Origin of the sequence: Paraburkholderia sp. BL10I2N1 (assembly GCF_004361815.1) — a bacterium.
Lineage (GTDB): Bacteria > Pseudomonadota > Gammaproteobacteria > Burkholderiales > Burkholderiaceae > Paraburkholderia.
Genome location: NZ_SNWA01000003.1, coordinates 696,437 through 712,020, shown reverse-complemented (window position 1 = coordinate 712,020; position 15,584 = coordinate 696,437). Strand labels below are relative to the sequence as shown.

Sequence of the window (15,584 nt, the reverse complement as noted above, 5' to 3'; positions counted from 1 at the left end):
CGAGGAACCGTTGATGTTTATCCGTCTGGCCATTACTACTGTTGCATCCGCCTTGCTGCTGTCGGCCTGTGGCGCGTGGCAGGCCGTTTCCGACACAACGTCGAACGCATACCACGCTGTTTTCTTCAAGCAGGTCAAGGTGCTCAACGTCGATCTGTCCGCGCGTGATGCACTGAATCCTGACGATGCCGGGCGCGCGACCTCGGTCGCGGTGCGCGTATACCAGCTCAAGGACCGCAAGCTTTTCGATGGGGCGTCGTACGACGATCTTCTGAAAAATGATCGCACCGTGCTCGCACAGGACCTGCAGGACAGCATGTCAACCGTACTGAACCCGGGGGCGTCTGCAAGCCTGTCGCAACCCATGAAGGCCGACTCGAAGTATGTGGCCATCGTCGCGCTCTACCGGAACCCGGGCACCGGCAACGGGTGGAAATATGCGGTTGAGAAAAAGAAACTCGATGCGGACAAGCCATTGAAGCTCCTGCTGCTTGACCAGATCCTGCTCGCCGGGGACGACTCCGGCGCAAGATCTGACAGGTAACAGCGATGGCAGTGGACCCTACGCCTGAAGCGTCCTCGATGAGGCAGTCAATGCCTGAGCTGATCGGCAGGCTTGATGCGCTGGACCGCAGGATTGACGGCGCCCGTCTCCGGGAAGGTTTCGTGATCAGATCAGCTGCGACGTCCACGTGGATTCCAGCCGCCATGCGCGAGCGCGTGCGGAAGGCTCTACTGGCACCGCCGTGGCGATGTGAACCCTCTCCCTGGAGGATTACCGTGCGTTGGCATGTGGAGGGAACAGAGTGAAACGGCGCCAAGGGACGAGTGGCATGTTGCGGCCACGCGCGGATATGAAACGATGGCCATGCCGGGCAAGCCTCGCGATCGTAGCATCGGTGGCGCTCCTTACTACCGGATGCGGCGTGATGCAGGCGGTCACGGATGGCATGGCCAATCTCGCGAAGTCCGACCCTGCGCGCCATGCGAAGGCCATGACCGTCGACCTTACGGCGCAAGCATTCCTCAACCCGGCTCCCGGCGGCCAGTCGCTTTCAGTGGTGGTACGGTTCTACCAGCTCAGGGATGTCAAAACGTTCGCAGACCTGACTTATGTGCAGTTGCAGCGGGATGACCAGAATCTGCTCAAGGCGGACCTGCTGGGCACGAAGGATGTCGTGCTGCGCCCTGACGCAAGCGCAAGTATCGTCGAGCCAATGAACGAGGCCACGCGAGTGGTCGGTGTGGTCGCGTTCTTTCGTGCACCGCTGCAGGACAAGGTCTGGAAGCTGGCGATCCCGAAGAAGCAGTGGAAAAACACGGATCCCGTGAAGATCGAGGTCAGCGGTAACGAGCTGGTGCTGGTGGGTGAAAATCCGCAGCCTGTCAAGCACGAAGCTCCCCAGCAGGCGGCACCTGCGGCCCCGAGCCCGGCATCAGTACCAGCCCCGCAATCGGGCACCCATAAGCAGGGCTGAACAGATCTTTCTGCCTGGCGCATTGATGTATCGGCAAACACATTTTTGCAACCAGAGCGCGCTGAAGTCCTTTTTTGCGGCGCGCTTCATTCACCAAGGGAGAATTGACTTGAAGAAACTGCTTTCACTGGGGGCCGGTATCAGCCTGCTCGCGCTGCTTTCGGCCTGCTCGGGGCTCGATCGCAACCATGAAATCGCACTCAACCAGGCCACCGGCATCGAGGTGACGCAAGGTGAAAACGGCGTGCAGATGCGGCTGCCCGAAAAGGTGCTTTTCAATTTCGACCAGTCGACACTGCGCACGGACGCAGCGCCTGCGCTTGCTCGCGCGGTTGTGCTGCTCAAACGTAGCAACAAGCCGGTAATCGTCGAGGGACATACGGACAATGTCGGTACCCACGAGTACAACATGCAATTGTCGGAAGCACGCGCTACGACCGTTGTCAATGCGCTTGAGGAGCGCGATATTCCGGTGTCTCGCATCACGACAAGGGGTTTTGCCTACGACCGTCCCGTGGCGAGCAACGACACACCTGAAGACCAGGCCCGCAACCGCCGCACGGAGATTGTGATCGTCGGCGAATCGGAAGAGCGCATTCTCGGCAGGTAGGTGGACAGACGGGCCATGTCACGTGGACTGGAGCGCCCGTCCATCCAGGAGAAAGCACCAGATGGGCAATCTGCGCCAGCCGGAGCGGGAATCAACAGGCCGCTGACCCTTGCCGGGTTAAGCGGGGCGGCAGCAAGCGCGCCGTAATCGGCAACGCGAGCCCAACGGCCGCTCGCGGCCAATGTGTCGACGCAGCAGTTGGCACAAGACATTCCATCTGGTCTCGCCGGCCCGTGGATGCGCCTGTACGACGGGCCTTCGTCGCCTACACTGGATGATGTCGATCAGCGTATCTAAGGAGTCGAGCATGAAGCGGCCAACCAGAATTGTTCGTGTCGTCGTCGCGACTGCCGTGTGCGTGGCGACAGGATCCGTCCTCGCTCAGGGGCTCTCGATGGTGACCGACATGAGGGCACCGTCTAACAGCCCGAGACTTATGCCCAACGCGCCACGCGGCAGCGAGTATCCTGCACACGGCAACATTCAGGCCGGAGAGATGAACCTCAATCCGACCGATCCGCGAGCGCAACTCGTGAACGGCCTGCCGAACAATCCACAAGGCGGTGCGTATGGGTCGCCGCTCGCCGGTGTTCGGACATATGTGCAACCAGGCACGCAGTAACCTGACAGCCCGCTCGCAGCCGGGTGGGGCGCGCCGCGGCTTCTGCGCAGCCCGCGCCGCACCCGGCACTGACCACCCGGCAGAATGCCTATGATAGGTACAGGCGCGTGGGATTCCGACACCCAATAAATCTGGGAGGCACACGGGAAGCCTTCGCCCGCATCTTCGTGGCGATGCGCAATCATTGGGGCGGTCTGCGCGGATGTCGTCCAGGCTGGAGGCCTCCGGCGGGCGCTCGCCGGAAACGAACGGGATGACGGCACCGCTTCCTCGCCGGTATTTCTGTCGCGAGGCGGGAGCGAATCATGATCGAACTCGATGAGCTGGGAAGGATGCCGGTCTTCGCGGACCTCCCGCGTGAGCGTCTGCAATGGCTGTGCGACAACCTGGCCGAATGCGCCGCCAAGGCGGGGGACGTGCTGCTCGAGGAAGGCGAGATGAGCACCAGTCTGCTCCTTCTGCTTGAAGGAGAGGTCCGGACGATGAGACGTGCCGAAGGCGAGCTTTCCATTGAACGCTACGTCGCACCCGAAATCTTCGGCACACCGTGCATGGTTGCTTCAATCCCATATCCGGCGACCCTCAGGGCCGCGACCAATTGCAGGATTGCGCGGCTACCGGAAGCGGCCTTCCGTGATCTGTTCGTATCGTGCGGTTCCTTTACGCGCGTCGTCGCCCGCGTGATGACCGACTGGCTTACCGCGCTCGAGACGGCTGGGCGCAACCGGGAGAAACTGGCAGCCCTGGGCAAGCTTTCGGCTGGGCTCGCGCACGAGCTGAACAATCCCGCGTCAGCCATGACGCGGGCACTCGACCACATGCGTGGCGGACTTGCGGCGCTTGAGAATTCAGCCCTGACACTGGGCTTGCGCGCGGTCCCTCGCGAGGTCGTCGACGAACTGAGAGCTCTGGCCGCACGCAGCGCAACGCAGGCCGGCGTGGGCGCCGCGGATGCGCTGCGGCAAAGCGACGCGGAGTCGCTGCTCGGTGACTGGCTTGCTTCCCATGGCATGGCAAAGCCGTGGCTGGCTGCTCCATGCCTTGTCGCGCACGGGATCACATCCGATGACCTCGGGCAGCTGGCTGCCCGCCTGAACGCGGATCAACTCGATGCGGCCGTTTCGTGGATCGCCCAGGTCCTGGAGCTTCGCTCGGTGATGCATGAGGCGACGCGCGGCGCGGCCCGGATCTTCGACATTGTGAAGGCGATGAAGTCCTACACATATATGGATCAGGGACCGCGGCAGGAAGTCGACATTCACGACGGCATCGAGGATACCTTGACCGTGATGGCGCATGAACTCAAGCCGGGCATTGTGATCGTGCGCGACTTCGACCGCAGCCTGCCGCGTCTCCCGGTGTATGGCAGCGAACTCAACCAGGTGTGGACCCGGATCATCGAAAATGCCGTTGAGGCGATGAACGGGCACGGAGAACTGACGATCCGCACGCGGCGCCATGCGGATCGTGCGGTGGTCGAGATCACCGACACCGGGCCTGGTATTCCGCAGGAGGCCATGCAGCACCTGTTTGAGCCTTTCTTTACGTCGAAGCCGGTCAGTCAGGCGCAGGGGCATGGCTTGGGGATGGGTCTGCACGTCGCCTACCGTATCGTGGTCAACCGGCATGGCGGCACGATCGAAGCGAGTTCACGTCCGGCCGAAACAGTTTTCCGGGTGATATTGCCGCTGGGGAACAAGGGGACAGACATCGTTTGAGCGGACGAAGCAGCCGTCTCCATTTTTCTCGACGTCGGTAGGGCCCGATCGTGCATTCCGCCGATAGAGTCCGTCATCACGTTCGGCTCGCTTCGCTGCCCGCCGGAGCAGCGAAGCTCGGGCAACCCTACGGTTGAAGGGGAGCGAAAACCGGCCGCCGTCGACACCGAACGATTTCGCACGACTTCCGGATGCCCGCCGTTTACGCCGGTTGTCCTTTACCGCGGTAACCGGCGTAAACTGGAATCAGCAGCGAACGGAGGACCGGGTCGCGGCGCCCTCACTGGGTGCGCGGGTCGGCGTTAACCAGCCATGAGCACGAGATCGGGCCTGCAGTCTGGGCCGCCGCGCGAGCGCGGCATGGGGAGTTCATTTGGACTGGCGGTGACCCTGCACGTCGTGCTGCTGGCGCTAGTGTTTGCCGGCATGCGGGGGCCGCACATTGCACCCACCGGCCCGCACACGATGGTCACCGGGTCGGTTACACCTTTGCCGCTGGTCGCTCCGGTCCCGCGCGCGGCCAACCAGGCAGGGGCCTCACGTGTGACGACGGCGTCTACCTTGCTCGTCGCCGGAAACGAACAGGCACCCACTGGGCGGCATCGCAGCAACGCCGTCAAGCCCCAGCGTCGGCATGGGCCCGCATTGCGGATCGCACACGCCGTCGCGGCACCCCAGGCGCCGCGGGCGGACGAATTGACCATCGCTCCGAGAACAGACACGTTGGTGGATCGGGATCGCAAAGCACGTCTCGCCGCGCTGCAGGCTATCGCCGGCAGTCCGCTGCCGGAGAGCGGCGTTGCCCCATCGCCAGGATATGCGGAGAAGGTGGCGCGTCGGGTGCGCGCGAACGTGGTCGCACCGTTCGATATGCAGGGCAATCCGTCTGCGGTAATCGCCGTCACTTGCACCCCCAGCGGGGCGCTGCTAAGTGTCACGGTGCAACGTCCTAGCGGAAATCCGAGGTGGGACCGCGCTGTGGTGGCCGCCGTCGAGAAGTCGGATCCGATGCCAAGGGATGTCGACGGCAACACGCCGGCGAGTTTTGTCATTACGTTTCAACCGAAGGGATGACGACTGCGCGAGGCCGTCTGACGGCAGCTGGCGTCACCCGCTGGCCGGAATCGCTAGAGCCTGACGGCGCTACCGTTCACCCTTGTGCAGCATCGCCATGCTGCGTCCGCGTTTCTCCGCGAACGCCGACCCCGTCAGGAGGTGAAATGCTTCCGACCAAGGTCCAACCGTTCGGCCCCATATGTGCCACACGCGATCTGGCACGTCAGCGCGACTCTTCTCCGGGCGCGTTCGTATGACCAGGAGCCCGGCTCAACAAATGCGTGCGCTCGTCGGCGTTGAGTGAGAGATAACGCTCGTACTGGCGCAGGATGTCGGCAATGACTTCCTCGTGGCGAAGATACTCAATGTCGTATCCCTCACGCCCATCCTCGAAGAACGTCATGGGTTCGTAAATGTGTGCCTGTGCATCGGGTTCAGCAGCGTTTCGAACGAGGAACGGCGGCAGTGTTTTGCGCATGGGCCGCACGGCATAGACGAAATCGCGCAAACCATCGTGCGGCACGGTCAGTTTCAACGAGCCGTCGCTTTCGTCCTGAAGGATGGCCGTCTCGATGCCGGTCTGACGCAGTTCCGCGCTGACGTCCCGGAACGCCGGCAGCACGGTGTCCTGCAGGAACTGGCGGACCTCTGGTTCGGTGGTTTCGCGCACCATGTGTGCGAGGCGCCGCCGCCAGTGCAGGCCGCTCCAGAAATCTGTCGACGGTGCGAGATCCTGAGAAGAGTGCGCGCGGTCGGCCGTCATGCCTTGCCATAGCCCATAGCACAACGCCGGCATGATGAACGCGACCGGCAGCGCGGCGACCAGGGTCATCGCCTGCAATGCCTTCAGGCCGCCTGCCGCGAGCAGAATCGCTGCCGTCGCACCGAGTACGGCCGTCCAGAAAAGCCGCTGCCAGATTGGCGAACGGGTCGCGCCACGCGACGCAATCGTGTCGATCACGAACGCCCCGGAATCCGCCGATGTCACGAAGAACACGGCGATCAGTACGATGGCGAGCCACGATAGCGCCGTGGTCAACGGAAAATACTGGAAGAATTGGAACAGCAGTGCATCGACGTTGGTCGCCGTCTGCGCGAGGCCACCCTTCGCCGTGTGGGCATCGAGCCAGATCGCACTGTTACCGAACGCGGTCATCCAGAGCAGGTTGAAGGCGGTCGGAACGAGCAGCACCCCCACCACGAACTGGCGTATCGTGCGCCCGCGCGAGATTCGCGCGATGAACATGCCGACGAAGGGCGACCACGAAATCCACCACGCCCAGTAGAGGATCGTCCACCCGCCGAACCAGCCCGACTCGCGCGGTGGATCATAGGTGAAGGTCCGGAGCGACAAACCGGCCAGGCTCGACAGGTAGTTGCCGATGTTTTCGCTGAATGCCCGCAGCAGGAACAGTGTCGGGCCAGTCACGATGACGAATGCGAGCAGCAGGAAGGCCAGCGCCAGATTCAGTTCGCTCAGGCGGCGAACCCCCTTGTCGAGCCCCGTGGCAGCTGAAGCGCCCGCAAGGGCCACGATGGACAGGACGAGTGCCGTGCGAAACACGCCGGAGTCTGTATTCCAGCCCGCGACCTGATGCAGACCGGCGCCCAACTGGAGTACGCCATAGCCTAGCGTGGTGGCAATGCCCGCGATAGTCGCAACGAGCGCGAAGGCATCGACAGCATGCCCGGCCACGCCGTCGATCCGGTTGCGCAGCAGCGGGTAGAGGCCCGAGCGAATCGTCAACGGCAGGTTGTAGCGAAAACCAAAATACGCGAGCGCGAGGCCCATGACGCCGTATATGGCCCACGCGTGGATGCCCCAATGGAAGAACGTCATCAGCATTGCCTCGCGAGCTGCGGCGGGTGTGCCGCCCGGGACAGTCGGTGGCTTCAGGTAGTGCTGCATCGGTTCGCCGACGCCGAAATACATCAGGCCGATGCCCATGCCCGCGGCGAACAGCATCGCTGTCCATGAGAGGAAACTGAATTCCGGCTTTGCATCGTCCGGACCCAGACGGATATCACCGAAACGGCTTGCCGCGACCAGGAGTAGGAACACCAGAAAGACCGTGACGGCCAGCGCATAAAACCAGTCGAAGTGATGGCTTACCCAGGTCTGAGCCTCAGAGAACAGCGTGTCAGCCTCGTGTGGCCAGACCGCGCACAACAGCAGCAATCCGCCAATGGCCAGCAGGGCGGGAATCACGACGGGCGCGGACAGCGTCGTCATGACACGCGGTTTCGAGACGTTTTGCTCTGGCACGATGGGTAGTCTCCTGTGTGCGCCCAGCGCCAGCGCGCCAGACCGTCGTGACTGCTCCTCAGCTGCTCGATTCTACCGCTCAGCGACGCTCATGCTTCATCTTGTGGCGAAGAGGTTGCGTGTCAACAGGCTGACTTTGGACTGCCCGACCGAACCGTCCGCCGCCTTCCCAACGGGTTGTTGAGAAATGCCGACTTATGCGAATTGACGACTTTATTTCGTTCGGACTGGAAACAAAATTATCAATTCGATCGGCGTTTTCCTTGTGCGGCAGAAAATCTGGATTGACAGAATTAACGCGGTCTACGCCGGTCGAGTAAACCGGCAGAAGCCACTCTACTGAGCGCGAGGCACAGTCAAGTCGCGTGAGCGACGCTGAGGGGATCGGCAGCGTTCGGGAGGGTTGCGCGAAGGCGAATCACCGTGCGCTGGCTCACGAGGCCAAGCAGTCGGCTCACGTCCTCGTTGCTGCGCCCGGCGAGCAATTGCCGGCGCGCATAGGTGTTGCGCAGGATACGGGGACTCATGTCCGGGGCGTTGAAGTCGATCGCTTCGAGTGCGTCGCGCACTGTCAGCCCTAGAAGCATGTCATTCATCACTTTTCCGCCGCGTGGTGCCGGGAACAACAGGCTGTCGTCGTCCCGAAGCGTCGCTTGTCGCCAGGCTTTCAACGCGGGGACAGCGAAGCCGGGAAGCGTTACCTTGCGCTCGTCGCGTGCAACGCGCTTCGGCACGAAAACGTGCGGCCGCACGGCGTCAGTGACCAGGTGGCCAGTGCAGGCTGAGCGAATCTCCGCAGCGGTGATGCCCGTTCCGAGCAGCAGGGCGACTATCGCGCGGTTGCGACATTCGCGGTCCGGATCGCCCGGTTGAGGCTGAACGAACGCCTGCAGACGCTCGTCCGCGTCCTGGTCAAGAAAAAGTGGTTGCGGTTCATCGTCAGGCCACGCCTCGTTGCGAACGAAGTCGACGGCGGGATTGCCCTTGCGCACACCTATCTCGACCAGGTGACGGCACAACCGGTCGACCAGCTTTGCGTAGCGGATGCGGGTGGTCGTGCCGGGAGCACACCGATTATCGACCTCGGCGAAGAACGATTCGAGGTGTTCAGCGCCAAAGGTGGCCAGCGTAGCGCGATGGTTCGTGAGATGCCGCACGAAACGATCGAACATCGTGGCGTGCTGGGTGATCGAGCGCGAAGAAAATGGCCGCCGGTCCGCCCCGGCGGCATCGAACGACTGCCATTCCCGGTACGCATCGGCCGGTCGCTCCAGCCATTTGGAAAAGGTATTCATCTCGATCTTATATACTGAATTAGCGTCATTAGCCCGTGCTGCGAATCTCCGATTCGCCAGCTAGCCTATAAGCGGAAGGGGTGTCCTTGCCCCGGTAGTGTGCCGCAATCGCTTCCAGTTTGTAGGTGACGATAGCAGTATGTCGGTAAGACGGACCAGGCTCGAACGGATCACGCTGTTACTGGAGGGCACAACCGTCAAGGCTCACAAGCTCTCCCGTACGCGGGTGCACAGGGTGTGCGTCGTGAACCTGGCATCGTGATCATGTGATTGCGCGATAGCCACCGCAACGACTCAGCCGTGGTTGTCCACCCATGCGCGAGCCCAGCTCAGGCCAACCAGTTGGGCCTCTTCTTCTGTTTCAAAGGCGCCGAGCACACCTGAGGCTTCAACAAGCCTGTTGTTCTGGGTAATCGTTCCGCTTGCCGCATATCGTTCTGGTCGAAGGATGTCTTCCTGCTGAACGATAGCGTGGCCCCAGATACGGTATCCCCTGTAGTTCTCAACTTCCATCAGCGCGAAACCTCGACCTTGTAGCGGCGTGAGTCAACGCGAAGGACATTTCCTTCCGGCGTGATTTGCCGCGGAATCTGGGACATGTCCGGAGCAGGACTGCGCGTCACGTCGGCGGGGGCGTGGTGCATCATGGCGAGCTTCGGGACAGGGGCTGGGATGTGAGGTACTCGTGTCCTGACCGCATGAGCCGCGGTATGCCTTTGCTTCAAGGGTTGCGACGCGTTCCTGGATTGATGGATTCCACCTTGAGCTTCAGGCGGATTCCAGACTTCGATATACCGCTCACCCGCGAACGCCATCGACGTGCACACCAACAACAATAGCCCACAGCCTGCCTGTCTCATTTTTTCTTCCCCATATTGCGACGCTTCAACCAGTCGGCACACGGGACCGCCTCTCCCACGCACGTGCCATCGCAGCCGGGGCAAAGCTGCCGGTCGCGAAGGGATTCGTCCACCTGCCACGCGTTGGTGCTCGACGCACTGGCCGTTCCGACGGACGTGCCATTTTCACACACGTAGAAGACGGGTTCACCCGCTTTCCCGCGACAAATGATGTCATCGATGGTGGTGTCGCCAAATGCATCACGCAGGTCGGCGATGAATGCAGCTACCTCCGGCATCGGATGAGGAGTGGGTTTCCTGGGACGCATGTCCATGGGCAGTCTCGAAATAAAAGTGTCAGTTCAACTTCCCGAATTTGAGTGTAGGATACTGTATAAATATACAGTCTTTTGCAATTCCATGTCCGCACCTTCCGTCCGCGCAGAAGAGATTCACCCGTCCCTGTGGCGGGCGTCGCAGCTCGCGCGCAGCCGTGGACGGGTGATTGACACCGGTTATCCGGCCCTGTCAGCCGAACTTCCCGGTGGTGGCTGGCCGGTCGGCGCGCTGGTCGACCTGCTGGTCCAGCAGGCGGGTGTGGGGGAGCTGCGGCTGCTGCGACCGGCGCTCAGCGCCGCGGACAAGCGGCCCATCGCGTTCGTTCAGCCGCCGCACACGCCTGACGGTCTCGGGCTCAGCTATATCGGCCTTTCCCTGGAGCGGGTGCTGCGGGTCAAAGCACAAAAGACAGCGGACGCGCTGTGGTCTGCAGAGCAGATTCTCCGGGCCGGCAGTTGCGGCGCGCTTATCTTCTGGGCGCAGCATGCGCAGGCTTCGTCGCTGCGCCGGCTCCACCTTGCGGCGCAGTCGTCGGAAACCCTGTTCATCATGGTCCGGCCACTGGCTGCGGCGCAGGACTCGTCGCCTGCGCTGCTGCGGCTGGCGTTGCGACCGGCACCGGACGGCCTGACCGTCGATATCGTGAAACGACGAGGGCCCACGCGCACGGAGCCGCTGTCGATTCCCCTTCAACCCACACCTGTTCTGCTTTCCCGCCATGCGCGTCTTTCTCGCCGTCCACTTGCCGAAGTTGCCGCTCGAGGTCTTCAGACCGAACTGGTCGTCTAAGCCGCCTCATGGCAGTGTGGTACTGGAGAAAGACAAGGTGGTCATTGCGGACAGTGCGGCGCGCGCCGCTGGCGTGCGTCCGGGGATGAAACGCGGCGGTGTGCTGACCCTGTCGCCGGAAACGGAAATGCACGAGCGTGATGCAGGCCGCGAAGATGCGGCGCAACGCGAAGTGGGTATCGCGCTGATGAGGTTTGCGCCCGAAGTGACGCTGCTCGGCGAGGCGACCGTCGTGGTGGACGTCGGCGCAAGCCTGCGTCTTTTCGGCGGACTGCTCGCGCTGTGCCGGGAGGCGAGAGCCGTGCTCGCGACACTCGGGCTGAGCGCACGCATCAGCGCCGCGCCCACCGGGCAGGGCGCATGGCTGCTGGCGAAGTATGCGAGTGGACCGGGTGCGCGGCGCGTGCTGAAGCTCGCCACACTCGAAGAGCGGCTGTCCGCGCTGCCCATGCTGGCCGTCCCCGAAGTCCGTCCGTTCTCTGACTGGTTCACGGGCCTCGGCTGCGAGACCATTGCCGACATCCGGCGCCTGCCGCGTGCGGGCCTGCAGCGGCGATGTGGCGAGCATCTGCTCGATTCGCTCGACCGCGCATTCGGCACCGCGCCCGAACTGTTCGACTGGCTTGAGTTGCCCCCCACGTTCTCGGCCCGCATCGAGATGCCCGACCGCCTTGAAGACGCCGACGGCGCGGTCTTCGGCGCGCACCGGCTCATCGTGCAACTGTGCGGCTGGCTGAGCGCGAAACAACTCGCGGTGACTGCCATTCAGCTGTCGCTGGAGCACGAGCGCGGACGCAACGCTATCGAACCCACAGTCATCGACGTCGCTCTGGGCGAGCCGACATGGCGCGAGGACCATCTTGTGCGGCTCCTCAAGGAGCGGCTGCATCGCATCGAACTGACAGCACCCGTCATCGCACTGCGGCTCGATGCGTCGAAGGTCGAAGCCGCAGCGCCTGCATCGGACACTCTCTTTCCCGAGCCTGGTGGCTCTCCTGAGGACCACGCACGGCTTCTCGAACTGCTGGCGGCAAGGCTGGGCGAAGAGAATGTGCTTCGTCCGGCGCCGACACCCGACCACCGGCCCGAGGTGGCCAACCAGTGGGTGCCGGTCAGTCAGAAGCAGAAAAATATCGAGCTTCCCGAAGGGCTGCCGCGACCGACCTGGATGCTGGATAAGCCCGTGCGCCTGCTGATACGGCAGCACCGGCCGTTCTACGGCTCACCCTTGCGTATGGTGTCGCCTGGCGAGCGAATTGAAGCGGGCTGGTACGACGGCGGACTCATCACGCGCGACTATTTCGTCGCGCAGGGCGACGACCAGAGCTGCTACTGGGTGTACCGCGAGCGCGTCAGCAGCCGGGATGCCGAAGAAGAGCCAAAGTGGTTCCTGCACGGCCTGTTCGGATGATGCGCCATGGACTCGCCCTTCACCGCGCTACCGGCGTACGCCGAGCTGTTCTGCTTTTCGAATTTCACCTTCCTGCACGGCGCGTCGCATGCAGAGGAGCTCGCTGAGCGCGCTGCACAACTGGGTTACGCCGCGCTGGCGGTGACCGATGAGTGTTCGCTCGCAGGCGTGGTCCGTGCGCACGTTGCTGCGAAGGAGGCGAAGCTGCCATTCATCGTCGGCTCGTACTTCCGGCTCGTGAACGCCGATGGGTCGCCCGCCTTCGGGCTGATTCTGCTTGCCCGGAATCGCGAGGGGTATGGCAACCTGTCCGAACTGATAACCCTCGCGCGCACCCGCGCGCCGAAGGGCGAATACCGGCTGACCCCGCAGGATCTCTCGCGGCCTGAAAAGGAATATCGGCACCTGCGTGGCATGCCCGACTGTCTGGCGATTCTGGTACCGGATTTTCCGGCAAGGGAAGAGGTGCTTGAAGCCCAGGTTGAGTGGCTTGATGACACGTTCACTGGCCGGGCATGGGTCGGCCTTGTGCTGCATCAGCGCGCCATGGACGACATTCACCGCGGCGCGGTCGAGTTCATTGCCCGCAAACAGGACGTCCCTGTCGTGGCGCTTGGCAACGTCGTGATGCACGTCCGTTCACGCAAGCCACTTCAGGACACGATGACCGCCATCCGGGTCGGTAAGCCCGTCCATGAGTGCGGCTACAGTCTCGCGCCCAATGCCGAGCAGCACCTGCGCTCACGGTTGCGGCTCGCAAACCTCTATCCTGAAGATGCGCTTGCCGAGACCGTGAACATTGCCGGTCGCTGCACATTCTCGCTCGACGAGTTGCGGTACGAATATCCCGACGAACTCGTTCCAGACGGCTTCACGCCGGCGGCCTATTTGCGACAGGAGACCTGGATCGGCGCGCAGCGGCGATTTCCCGCTGGTATTCCGCACAACGTTCAGGAGCAGATTGAGTATGAACTGGAACTCATCGCGGACCTGCAATACGAGCCTTACTTTCTGACTGTGTACGACATCGTCCGGTTTGCCCGCAGTCAGCATATCCTCTGCCAGGGGCGTGGGTCAGCGGCCAACTCTGCGGTCTGCTATTGCCTCGGGGTGACCGAAGTGGACCCTGCACGCGGGAACATGCTGTTCGAGCGCTTCATCTCAAAGGAGCGCGGCGAGCCACCTGATATCGATGTCGACTTCGAACACCAGCGGCGCGAGGAGGTCATCCAGTACATCTATCGCAAGTACGGCCGCGACCGGGCAGCGATTGCAGCGGCCGTCTCGACATACCGTCCGCGTGGTGCGCTGAGGGAAACAGGCAAGGCCCTGGGTGTCGACCCGCAGATAGTCGATGCGGTGGCGAAATCCCATCACTGGTTCGACGGCCGCAAGGACCTGCTCAAGCGCTTCGCGGACTGCGGCCTTGACCCTGAGACGCCTCTGATCCAGGCGTGGGCGTCGCTTGCCACGCAGCTGCTGGGCTTCCCCCGCCACCTGTCGCAGCACTCAGGTGGCTTTGTCGTCAGTCGAGGCAAGCTGACGCGGCTGGTCCCTGTCGAGAACGCTGCCATGGCCGAGCGCAGCGTCATCCAGTGGGACAAGGACGACCTTGAGTCGCTGGGGCTGCTCAAAATCGATGTGCTCGCCCTCGGGATGCTGTCAGCCATCCGGCGCACGCTTGACCTTGTCTCGGAGCAGCGTGGCGAACGCTTTGAAATGCAGGACATTCCGCCCGAAGACCGGGAAACCTACGACATGATTTCGCGCGCGGATACGGTGGGCGTGTTCCAGATTGAATCGCGTGCCCAGATGAGCATGCTGCCCCGGCTGAAGCCACGGATCTTCTACGACCTGGTCATTGAAGTGGCGATCGTGCGTCCCGGCCCGATTCAGGGTGGCGCTGTCCACCCGTATTTGCAGCGTCGTCAGGGATTCGAGCCGGTCACCTATCCCGGTGAGGCGCTGAAAATCGCTCTATCGCGCACACTAGGCGTGCCGATTTTCCAGGAACAGGTGATGCAGGTTGCGATGCTGGCCGCAGGTTTCACGGCGGGCGAAGCCGACCAGTTGCGTCGTGCGATGGCGGCATGGAAAAGGAAGGGAGGACTTGAAAAGTACTACGACCGCATTGTGAATGGCATGAAAGAACGCGGCTATGAACAGGCGTTCGCAGACGGCATATTCCAGCAGATCAAAGGGTTCGGTGAGTACGGGTTTCCGGAGAGCCATGCGGCGAGCTTCGCGCTGCTGGTGTACGCCAGCAGCTGGCTCAAACGGCATGAGCCGGAAGCATTTCTGGCGGCGATGCTGAACAGCCAGCCGATGGGGTTCTATTCGCCATCCCAGTTGGTCCAGGACGCGAAGCGGCATGGTGTGGTGGTGCTGCCGGTTGATGTGACCATCAGCGGATGGGATTCCTCGCTTGAGCAGGGGACTGATGGCAGCAGACCCGTCGTACGTCTCGGTCTTTCGCTGCTGCGCGGCATGCGGGATGGGTCCGCCGAACGCATTGAGACCGCCCGGGCGGTGCGGTCATTCGAGAGCGTAAGCGACATGGCCCGCCGTGCGCAGCTTGATCGTCACGACCTGCAGGTGCTCGCCGCGGCCAACGCGCTTTCCTCGCTGGCAGGCAACCGTAGGGAGGCCTTGTGGCAGTCGGTTGCCGCGGTACCGGACAGGGACATGCTGGCGTCGGTAATGCCGGAAGACGAGACGCCCGTGCTCGGTGCGCCGTCCGAAGCTGACGACATCGTGTATGACTACCGTTCGATGGGGCTGACGCTGGGACGACACCCGCTGGAACTCCTGCGCCCGCAACTACTCGCGAACAGATTGATGCCGGCGTCCACGCTGCAGACCTATCGAAATGGGCGGCTCGCTCGCGGCTGTGGCATTGTTACGGTACGTCAACGACCCGATACCGCAAAGGGTGTCATCTTCATCACGATTGAAGACGAGACCGGCAATGTCAATGTGATTATCTGGCCGAAGGTACTGGAGCGACAGCGCAAGGAAGTGCTGGGCGCGTCACTGCTCGGCGTACTCGGCGTATGGCAGTGCGAGGGTGAGGTCCGGCATCTTGTTGCTCACAAGCTGATGGACATGTCGCATCTGCTCGGTGAGTTGCCATCGATAAGCAGGAATTTTCATTGAGGCTA

Annotated in this window: 13 protein-coding genes; 9 read left to right on the top strand and 4 right to left on the bottom strand. The window is 62.6% G+C overall.

Translation table 11 applies throughout. The annotated features are described in order from the left end of the window. Nucleotides 1–13: 13 nt before the first annotated feature. The 6 genes from tssJ (B0G77_RS41305) to B0G77_RS41280 all read left to right on the top strand — a co-directional run bounded on the left by tssJ (B0G77_RS41305) (nt 14) and on the right by B0G77_RS41280 (nt 5,502). On the top strand, nt 14–544 hold the full coding sequence (tssJ, locus tag B0G77_RS41305) for a type VI secretion system lipoprotein TssJ (RefSeq protein WP_133667591.1): 531 nt from the start codon (nt 14–16) through the stop codon (nt 542–544). Nucleotides 545–854: 310 nt separating this feature from the next. Next, complete coding sequence (gene tssJ / locus B0G77_RS41300) at nt 855–1,478, top strand: type VI secretion system lipoprotein TssJ (protein ID WP_133667590.1); 624 nt, start codon at nt 855–857, stop codon at nt 1,476–1,478. Between the two features lie 109 nt (nt 1,479–1,587). Then, nucleotides 1,588–2,088 (top strand): OmpA family protein, encoded by a 501-nt coding sequence (locus B0G77_RS41295; protein WP_133667589.1) that lies wholly within the window; start codon nt 1,588–1,590, stop codon nt 2,086–2,088. A gap of 307 nt (nt 2,089–2,395) precedes the next feature. Further along, the gene (locus B0G77_RS41290; RefSeq protein ID WP_133667588.1) at nt 2,396–2,710 is read left to right on the top strand and encodes a hypothetical protein; all 315 of its coding nucleotides are present in this window, start codon (nt 2,396–2,398) and stop codon (nt 2,708–2,710) included. Nucleotides 2,711–3,015: 305 nt separating this feature from the next. Beyond that, the gene (locus tag B0G77_RS41285; protein WP_133667587.1) at nt 3,016–4,428 is read left to right on the top strand and encodes an ATP-binding protein; all 1,413 of its coding nucleotides are present in this window, start codon (nt 3,016–3,018) and stop codon (nt 4,426–4,428) included. A gap of 312 nt (nt 4,429–4,740) precedes the next feature. Next, a complete protein-coding gene (locus B0G77_RS41280; protein WP_133667586.1) occupies nt 4,741–5,502 on the top strand; it encodes an energy transducer TonB in 762 nt (253 codons plus the stop codon). Nucleotides 5,503–5,707: 205 nt separating this feature from the next. On the opposite strand, the gene B0G77_RS41275 is transcribed toward B0G77_RS41280, so the two are convergent. The 4 genes from B0G77_RS41275 to B0G77_RS41255 all read right to left on the bottom strand — a co-directional run bounded on the left by B0G77_RS41275 (nt 5,708) and on the right by B0G77_RS41255 (nt 10,219). Continuing rightward, nucleotides 5,708–7,717 carry a BCCT family transporter gene (locus tag B0G77_RS41275; protein WP_133667651.1) on the bottom strand — a complete coding sequence of 670 codons (2,010 nt, stop codon included), beginning with the start codon at nt 7,715–7,717 and terminating at the stop codon, nt 5,708–5,710. Between the two features lie 389 nt (nt 7,718–8,106). Further along, the gene (locus B0G77_RS41270; protein ID WP_133667585.1) at nt 8,107–9,045 is read right to left on the bottom strand and encodes a site-specific integrase; all 939 of its coding nucleotides are present in this window, start codon (nt 9,043–9,045) and stop codon (nt 8,107–8,109) included. Nucleotides 9,046–9,339: 294 nt separating this feature from the next. Continuing rightward, nucleotides 9,340–9,558, bottom strand: a complete 219-nt coding sequence (locus tag B0G77_RS41265) for a hypothetical protein (protein WP_133667584.1) — start codon at nt 9,556–9,558, stop codon at nt 9,340–9,342. 343 nt (nt 9,559–9,901) lie between these two features. Next, nucleotides 9,902–10,219: a hypothetical protein gene (locus B0G77_RS41255; protein ID WP_133667582.1), complete on the bottom strand. Its 318-nt coding sequence runs from the start codon at nt 10,217–10,219 to the stop codon at nt 9,902–9,904. An 85-nt stretch (nt 10,220–10,304) separates the two neighbouring features. Here B0G77_RS41255 and imuA point away from each other — a divergent pair, with 85 nt between their 5' ends. The 3 genes from imuA to B0G77_RS41240 are packed head-to-tail and all read left to right on the top strand — an operon-like array spanning nt 10,305 to nt 15,579. After that, on the top strand, nt 10,305–11,012 hold the full coding sequence (imuA, locus tag B0G77_RS41250; protein ID WP_133667581.1) for a translesion DNA synthesis-associated protein ImuA: 708 nt from the start codon (nt 10,305–10,307) through the stop codon (nt 11,010–11,012). Next, nucleotides 10,942–12,423 (top strand): DNA polymerase Y family protein, encoded by a 1,482-nt coding sequence (locus B0G77_RS41245; protein ID WP_208116599.1) that lies wholly within the window; start codon nt 10,942–10,944, stop codon nt 12,421–12,423. Before imuA ends, B0G77_RS41245 begins: the two co-directional genes overlap by 71 nt. A 6-nt stretch (nt 12,424–12,429) precedes the next feature. Continuing rightward, nucleotides 12,430–15,579, top strand: a complete 3,150-nt coding sequence (locus tag B0G77_RS41240; protein ID WP_133667580.1) for an error-prone DNA polymerase — start codon at nt 12,430–12,432, stop codon at nt 15,577–15,579. Nucleotides 15,580–15,584: the final 5 nt, after the last annotated feature.

What these genes read in the sequence shown, in the direction of transcription:
- B0G77_RS41265 (WP_133667584.1), bottom strand. Translation starts at nt 9,558, where the DNA reads ATGGAAGTTGAGAACTACAGGGGATACCGTATCTGGGGCCACGCTATC.
- B0G77_RS41280 (WP_133667586.1), top strand. Translation starts at nt 4,741, where the DNA reads ATGAGCACGAGATCGGGCCTGCAGTCTGGGCCGCCGCGCGAGCGCGGC.
- B0G77_RS41290 (WP_133667588.1), top strand. Translation starts at nt 2,396, where the DNA reads ATGAAGCGGCCAACCAGAATTGTTCGTGTCGTCGTCGCGACTGCCGTG.
- B0G77_RS41270 (WP_133667585.1), bottom strand. Translation starts at nt 9,045, where the DNA reads ATGAATACCTTTTCCAAATGGCTGGAGCGACCGGCCGATGCGTACCGG.
- B0G77_RS41255 (WP_133667582.1), bottom strand. Translation starts at nt 10,219, where the DNA reads ATGGACATGCGTCCCAGGAAACCCACTCCTCATCCGATGCCGGAGGTA.
- tssJ (WP_133667590.1), top strand. Translation starts at nt 855, where the DNA reads ATGAAACGATGGCCATGCCGGGCAAGCCTCGCGATCGTAGCATCGGTG.
- B0G77_RS41240 (WP_133667580.1), top strand. Translation starts at nt 12,430, where the DNA reads ATGGACTCGCCCTTCACCGCGCTACCGGCGTACGCCGAGCTGTTCTGC.
- B0G77_RS41245 (WP_208116599.1), top strand. Translation starts at nt 10,942, where the DNA reads ATGCGCGTCTTTCTCGCCGTCCACTTGCCGAAGTTGCCGCTCGAGGTC.
- tssJ (WP_133667591.1), top strand. Translation starts at nt 14, where the DNA reads ATGTTTATCCGTCTGGCCATTACTACTGTTGCATCCGCCTTGCTGCTG.
- B0G77_RS41285 (WP_133667587.1), top strand. Translation starts at nt 3,016, where the DNA reads ATGATCGAACTCGATGAGCTGGGAAGGATGCCGGTCTTCGCGGACCTC.
- B0G77_RS41275 (WP_133667651.1), bottom strand. Translation starts at nt 7,717, where the DNA reads ATGACGACGCTGTCCGCGCCCGTCGTGATTCCCGCCCTGCTGGCCATT.
- imuA (WP_133667581.1), top strand. Translation starts at nt 10,305, where the DNA reads ATGTCCGCACCTTCCGTCCGCGCAGAAGAGATTCACCCGTCCCTGTGG.